7 protein-coding genes and 1 pseudogene are annotated in these 5,976 nt (G+C 60.3%); 4 read left to right on the forward strand and 4 right to left on the reverse strand.

The window, feature by feature from the left end; translation table 11 throughout:
- Positions 1-291: hypothetical protein (locus KGZ89_07845; protein MBS3974760.1), on the reverse strand; the 291-nt coding region annotated here is incomplete at its 3' end.
- Between the two features lie 530 nt (positions 292-821).
- Between KGZ89_07845 and KGZ89_07850 the strand changes: the two genes are divergently transcribed.
- From KGZ89_07850 to KGZ89_07865, 4 genes are all read left to right on the forward strand, one after another.
- Positions 822-2,156 carry an NAD(P)/FAD-dependent oxidoreductase gene (locus tag KGZ89_07850; protein MBS3974761.1) on the forward strand — a complete coding sequence of 445 codons (1,335 nt, stop codon included), beginning with the start codon at positions 822-824 and terminating at the stop codon, positions 2,154-2,156.
- A gap of 17 nt (positions 2,157-2,173) precedes the next feature.
- On the forward strand, positions 2,174-2,395 hold the full coding sequence (locus tag KGZ89_07855) for a hypothetical protein (protein MBS3974762.1): 222 nt from the start codon (positions 2,174-2,176) through the stop codon (positions 2,393-2,395).
- Positions 2,396-2,526: 131 nt separating this feature from the next.
- A complete protein-coding gene (locus KGZ89_07860) occupies positions 2,527-3,807 on the forward strand; it encodes an AAA family ATPase (GenBank protein MBS3974763.1) in 1,281 nt (426 codons plus the stop codon).
- A 2-nt stretch (positions 3,808-3,809) separates the two neighbouring features.
- Positions 3,810-4,511: an RloB domain-containing protein gene (locus KGZ89_07865; protein ID MBS3974764.1), complete on the forward strand. Its 702-nt coding sequence runs from the start codon at positions 3,810-3,812 to the stop codon at positions 4,509-4,511.
- A gap of 170 nt (positions 4,512-4,681) precedes the next feature.
- Here KGZ89_07865 and KGZ89_07870 read toward each other — a convergent pair.
- From KGZ89_07870 to KGZ89_07880, 3 genes and pseudogenes are all read right to left on the reverse strand, one after another.
- A pseudogene (locus KGZ89_07870) lies at positions 4,682-4,861 on the reverse strand (cation-translocating P-type ATPase).
- 121 nt (positions 4,862-4,982) lie between these two features.
- The gene (locus KGZ89_07875) at positions 4,983-5,267 is read right to left on the reverse strand and encodes an SHOCT domain-containing protein (protein ID MBS3974765.1); all 285 of its coding nucleotides are present in this window, start codon (positions 5,265-5,267) and stop codon (positions 4,983-4,985) included.
- A 43-nt stretch (positions 5,268-5,310) separates the two neighbouring features.
- Positions 5,311-5,760: a DUF305 domain-containing protein gene (locus tag KGZ89_07880; GenBank protein ID MBS3974766.1), complete on the reverse strand. Its 450-nt coding sequence runs from the start codon at positions 5,758-5,760 to the stop codon at positions 5,311-5,313.
- Positions 5,761-5,976: the final 216 nt, after the last annotated feature.

Consider the following 5,976-nt stretch of genomic DNA (forward strand, 5'->3'; position numbering starts at 1 on the left):
AGCGTCTTGCACACCGGCCCGGTCTTCGCGCGCCCGGCGGCGCTCCTCGGCTCGGAAGTGGTTGTAGGCTAGGTTGGACGCTACGCGCAGTAGCCAAGGACCGGGGTCGCGCACAGCTCCTGATCCATCGGCGGCTGCACGCTCCCATAGCCGCACGAACGCCTCCTGCGCCAAATCCTCAGAGACCTGCAGATCCCCAGTGAGGTACCGGAGGTGCCGTACGATCCTTGTTCGCTCGGAGGAGAACAAGGATTCGAAATCGTGCGGGCCGGATGCTGCGCGCGCTTCCATCGAGAGCACTCCTCCTCCTTGCATTAAGAACCTCCTGCTGCCGTGTCCACCGGGATGCCCGAACCGGTCACCCTCTCCTGTGATATAGACACCGCAGCTGGCTGATCTGTGACACGGCTCCTACCCTGGCAAGCGCCACTCGCGGGTGAGGGCTCAGGATACCGCGCGGAGACGAGGGGGTGCCAGTATGGAGTCTCGCGCCAGAGCAGGTTGTCCGAGGCCTCGGAGTATGGATGCAGGCATACGAGGGTTAGAGTCCCCTCGTCAGGTCAGTAACTGACCAGCACGCCCCGGATTGGCGACAAGCGGCGAGAGGTCGGAGATAAGGTTTTCGCGGAGCCCCAGCCGGTTCAGGTTCACAGCGGCTCGGACAGCTTGTGCGGCCTGCTCTTGTGATCCCGCAGCTCGTAGTCCGGGAAGCGCGCACCGAGAACGATGTCAGCTCTCATGCTCGAAGCCCTTCGTAGTGGATGAAGGGTAAGATACCCTTGGATAGACTTTCCTGCTCGGATCCAAGACTTGGAGAGACGATGCCTCATTTCGACGTCGCCATCATCGGTAGTGGTGCATCAGGACAGACGGTGGCCGCCGAGTGCGCCAAGGCGGGGAAGAGCGTCGCGGTCATCGACCGCCGGCCCTACGGGGGGACCTGTTCCCTTCGCGGGTGTGTCCCAAAGAAGGTGCTGCTGGCGGGCGCTGAGGCAATCGGCAGAAGCGCGATGCTGGTCGGGAAGGGTGTCAGCGGCGCGTGTTCCATCGACTGGCCGGAGCTGATGGCCTTCAAGCGCTCATACACGGATCCCGTGCCTGCCAGGACAGAGCACTGGATGCGTGAGCTGGGCATCGAGACGATTCACGGTCCGACCACGTTCGTCTCGGAAGGTGAGCTGCGGGTCGGTGATACAAGCATCACCGCCGATGCGTTCGTCGTCGCCACCGGTGCACGCCCGATGGAACTCGGAATCGAGGGCGAGGAGTACGTCAATACGAGTGAAGACTTCCTCGGGCTTGAGAGTCTGCCAGCGCGGATCGCGTTCATAGGCGGTGGCTACATCTCGTTCGAATTCGCCGCCATCGCGCATCATGCGGGCGCGCAGGCAACCATCGTCCATCGCTCCGCTCAGGTGCTCAAGGGCTTCGATCCCACGCTCGCAGGCATGCTCGCCGAGCGGTACTCCTCGCTCGGCATCGACGTGTTGACTGACGCCCCGGTCAAGCGTGTCGAGAAATCGGAAGGCGGGCTGATCGTCGTCACACCTACCGCACGCATCGAAACCGACCTCGTTGTTCACGGCGCCGGACGGGTGCCTGATCTTCAAGAACTGGATCTGAGCGCGGCCGGCATCGAGCAGTCCCGGCGCGGTGTCACCGTCGATCGCCGATTGAGGAGCACGAGCAATCCGAAGGTTTGGGCCATTGGCGACGCGGCCGCCATCGGCATGCCGCTCACACCGGTCGCCGGTGCACAGGGGGAAGTCGCTGCCGCAAACATCCTCGGCGGTGACGAAGAGTTCGACACGGCTGCGACCCCGAGCGTCATCTTCAGCGACCCTCCTATGGCGCGCGTCGGCGTAGACGCCGATTTTGCTGAGAGCGACGACAACCTCGAGAGCCGGTTCTTCGACATGAGCGGGTGGTTCACGCAAACGCGCGTGGGCAACGATACCGGTGGCGCCGTCCTGGTCATCGACAAGCAATCAGACACGATCGTTGGGGCCCATCTGCTCGGCGTCGACGCAGATGAGGTGATCAACGTCTTCACGCTGGCGGTGAAGTTCGGACTCACGGTCGCCCAGCTCAAGACCGTCACCTGGTCGTATCCGTCGCTCGCCTACGAGATCAACTACCTGACCGGTCGCTACTGACGCGTGGGGAGGCTCCGATGATGAGGCTCTTCATCTTTGATCTTGACGGCACGATCGTGCAGATCGAGCGCCTCAAGGCCGAGTCCTACGCCATGGCGAGCGCGGACCTCTGTCCATATTCGGTGGCCGAAGCCGATGCGGAGCGCGGACCTCGTTCCCGCTTTCTAGCCGAGGTGCATGCTGCAACCACCAGCAGTGCCGCCGTGTCAGCTCGCTTCCATAATTTTGGGCGATTCTGACGACCTATAAGGCAGCGGGCGCTAAGGCCAGATGGTGGTTATGCCGAGAAAACGTGAAATAGCGTGACAAAATCACGCAAAACGGTGATAATGTGTCGTATCACTCTTGTATCCACAGGAAGGGGTGCCCGATGTTAGTCGAGTTCGCAGTCTCGAACTTCCGGTCCATTAGAGAGCGCCAGTCAATCAGCCTAGAGGCTGCCAAGCGGTACAAGGACCATCCTGACAACGTCAAGCACCTGAATGTGCCGGGATTGAGCAGTGGCCTGTTGAAGGGTGCCGCAATCTACGGGCCTAACGCAGCCGGCAAGAGCAACTTGCTGAAGGCACTTGCCTTCATGGGCTCCTTCGTTGCGGGATCCCACATGAAGCCGCTCGATGCACCTACTGGTACGTTGCCATTCGTGCTGGACCGTGAGTCCGCAACGAGACCATCGGAGTTCGAGGCATTCTTCGTCGTGGCGGGACGGCTGTATCAGTATGGCTTCTCCGTGACTCCTGATCGTGTTCACGTCGAGTATCTGAATTCGTTTGATGATGCCGGTCTCAGGGTCAAGTGGTTCCGGCGTCGCTGGTCGAATAGCGCGAATCGCTACCTGTGGTCGTCGGGCGACACTTACGAGATCGATCCAGCGATTCGAAAGAAGGTGCGTTCCGACACGTTGCTCCTGTCGGTCGGCCCTCAGTTCAATGACACGGCGCTGATTCCTCTGCATCAGTGGTTTGCTGAGTCCTTGCAGTTCGCAGACCTTGCGCCTGCGGGTTTTGGGCCGCATTTCACTGCAGGCCAATTGGACGCAGGCGGGAGACTGCGATCGGAGATTATGGAACTGCTGAGAGCTGCCGACATGAACGTGGCCGATGCACTCGTGACCCGGAAGCAGGTCGGCCTGGCCGATCTGCCGTTCCGCGACGAACTGCCTCCTGCACTGGTTCGCATTCTTGAGCGGACAGAGACCGTTGAAGCCCTGAATGTCACTCTTAGTCACCGTGGAATGGAGGGCGACCTGCACGGAATCGATCTGGAGCAAGAGTCCAATGGAACCCAGCGTTACTTCCAGTTGGCGGGGCCGTGGCTGGACGCGCTTCAGAATGGACACGTCTTCTTGTTGGACGAACTAGAGACTAGTCTGCACCCGACACTGGTCGAGGAACTCCTTAAGTTGTTCTTCGGTCGTAGGAACATTTCGGGTGCTCAAGTCATCTTCACGACGCACAATCCGATGCTGCTGGATTCCGGCGTACTCAGGCGCGACCAAGTCTGGTTCACGGAACGAGACGAAGTGGGTCGTACGACTGTTTATCCTCTGACCGATTACCGTCCGCGGAATGACGAGCTCCTGACGAGGGGCTATATCTCCGGGCGTTACGGCGCTCTTCCGTTGGTTCACTTTCCGAATGGCGAGAACTAGAGATGGCGCCTAGACCGAGCGGTCGTGCGGCGGCGCGACTGGACCAGCCAAAGACACTAGTAGTAGTCACAGAGGGAGACGAGACCGAACCCGCATATCTCCAGGGTATACGCGACATGTGGCGGTTCACTCGCGACGGGGTCCGGGTCGTGTCGAACTGCCCAGGAGACCCACTGGCACTCGTCGAACTCGCCTATGAACTTCAGCAAAGCGCGGATGCCCGAAGGCGACGTCAGATTCCGGCGGCTGTCGAGTTTGACGAAGCGTGGGCAGTATTCGATGTTGAAGTGAGCCCTGATCGTATTCGCCGGGCAAGATTAGCCGCCGCGAAAGCGCATGCGTTGGGAGTCAATGTCGCCATCAGTAATCCGTGCTTTGAACTCTGGTTGATTCTCGAGAAGCGTGATCACACGAGCTCATTGACATCATGTGCTGCTGCGGAGACGGTGCTGTCCACGGAGTACGGGAACTACAGCAAGGAGCATCCGCCGCAGCCAACTATGGTATCACTGGTTGATGCCGCCGGCCGATCAGTGCAACTCCGATCGCGCCATGAGGGAATGGATACCGACGGCAACCCCAGCACCAACTTCGAGCAACTTGTGTGTTCACTCCGGCTTGCAGTGAATCCGCGGACGAGAGACTCAATCCCAGGGTTCGATGAGTACGATCGGGCGGCCGTCCAACTCGTGTGCGGGAAGTAGCTTCTAACAAATGTTCTAACAGAATGGTAGCGAGTGACCCGAGCCGTGCTTACCTCAAAGAAACTAGCAGGCACCTCTCCGCCGATCAGCGTCGCGAATTGCCGGCATAGCGGAAGTCCGAGCCCGGTTCTTCTCGACTTCGCGACACCCGGCTGCTGCAACTGGACGAAAGGCTCGAAGATACCGGTAAGCATCGACTCATCGACCGAGGAGCGTCCCTTGAGCACATCTCCATCGGCTGGGATATTCTCTCCGGGCTTGACCACGACCACGTCGCCCGGTTGCAGCTGCTCGAGATCCACATCCGACGTGGTGCCGTCAGGATTCCGTCGATGGGCCTGGGACGGCATAAGCCGGGCGAGTGACCTTCGTGCCGACTGCTCTCATGTGCTTCGTGCGATCGACCACCGCTGGCCGGGGGTCCGGAGTGCTGTGTGTGAGGACCCGTGACGTGCTGGTGCTCCGGCATCGCTAACCGCTGAGCGCACGCATGATTTCGTCGTACTCCTGCGTCGTGATCTCACCGCTCGCACACCTGCGCTTGGCGATGGCGACAGCCTCATCGTGCCCAACCGCTCCAGGCGGCAATGTCCCTCCGCCAGTGGCTGGATGACTTGCCGAGGCTCTCACCGCCCAGATGATAAGAAGCATGATCCCGGCGATGACCAGTGCGCCGAAGAAGAACATGAGCAACGCACCGAACCAGCCGTAACTACCCATCATGTCGTAACCGTAACCGTATCCTCGACCCATCATGGTGTGTCCAGCTCCTTTGGTTGTCAGGTGCCGATCGCGAAGATCAGCGTCCGTACCATTCCTCGTACCAGGTCCGCATCTGCTCAATCTCCGTGCTCTGCGCCTCGATGATCGCTGACGTGAGTTCACGCATCTCGGGCCTTCCGGAAGCACCGCCGGCCATCCGCGACATCATGATCGCGGTCTGGTGGTGGGGGATCATCGCCTCTATGAACGCCTTGTCGAAAGGCTCGGCGACCTCGAGGTCAGCCATGTCCATAGCGCCAGGGCCCATCATGCCGCCCATCATCTGGGGCGAACGGCCGACATCAGGGACACCGAACCACTCCCGGTACCAGGTCCGCATCTGTGCGTTCTCGGCGGTCTGAGTCCGCTTGATGTCTGCCGCAAGCTGTTTGATCTCGGGATGCTCGGCACGCGTGAGCGCCAGTTCCGCCATCTCGATCGCATCGTCGTGGTGAGGGATCATCTGCTCGATGAACATGGCGTCCATGCCGCTCGCGGGTGTTGTTCCGATGGGAGCGACAGGATGGAGGTACGCCGCGGTCACGATCATGCCGGTCAGACCGACGATGACAAGGCCTGCAGCGACTATCGGTGTGACAACCCTGTTCATGGTCCACCTTCCCATCTTGTCATGTTTGCTGTACTCGGCGGCAAAGTCAAGTGCCGGCTCGTCCAGAGTCGACCGAAGGGGTATATCTACTCA

Source organism: Actinomycetota bacterium, from assembly GCA_018334075.1.
Lineage (GTDB): Bacteria > Actinomycetota > Coriobacteriia > Anaerosomatales > UBA912 > JAGXSC01.

Bases quoted from the DNA above. Each gene is read 5' to 3' on its own strand.
- KGZ89_07860 (MBS3974763.1), top strand. From the start codon at position 2,527: ATGTTAGTCGAGTTCGCAGTCTCGAACTTCCGGTCCATTAGAGAGCGC.
- KGZ89_07855 (MBS3974762.1), top strand. From the start codon at position 2,174: ATGATGAGGCTCTTCATCTTTGATCTTGACGGCACGATCGTGCAGATC.
- KGZ89_07875 (MBS3974765.1), bottom strand. From the start codon at position 5,267: ATGATGGGTCGAGGATACGGTTACGGTTACGACATGATGGGTAGTTAC.
- KGZ89_07850 (MBS3974761.1), top strand. From the start codon at position 822: ATGCCTCATTTCGACGTCGCCATCATCGGTAGTGGTGCATCAGGACAG.
- KGZ89_07865 (MBS3974764.1), top strand. From the start codon at position 3,810: ATGGCGCCTAGACCGAGCGGTCGTGCGGCGGCGCGACTGGACCAGCCA.
- KGZ89_07880 (MBS3974766.1), bottom strand. From the start codon at position 5,760: ATGGACGCCATGTTCATCGAGCAGATGATCCCTCACCACGACGATGCG.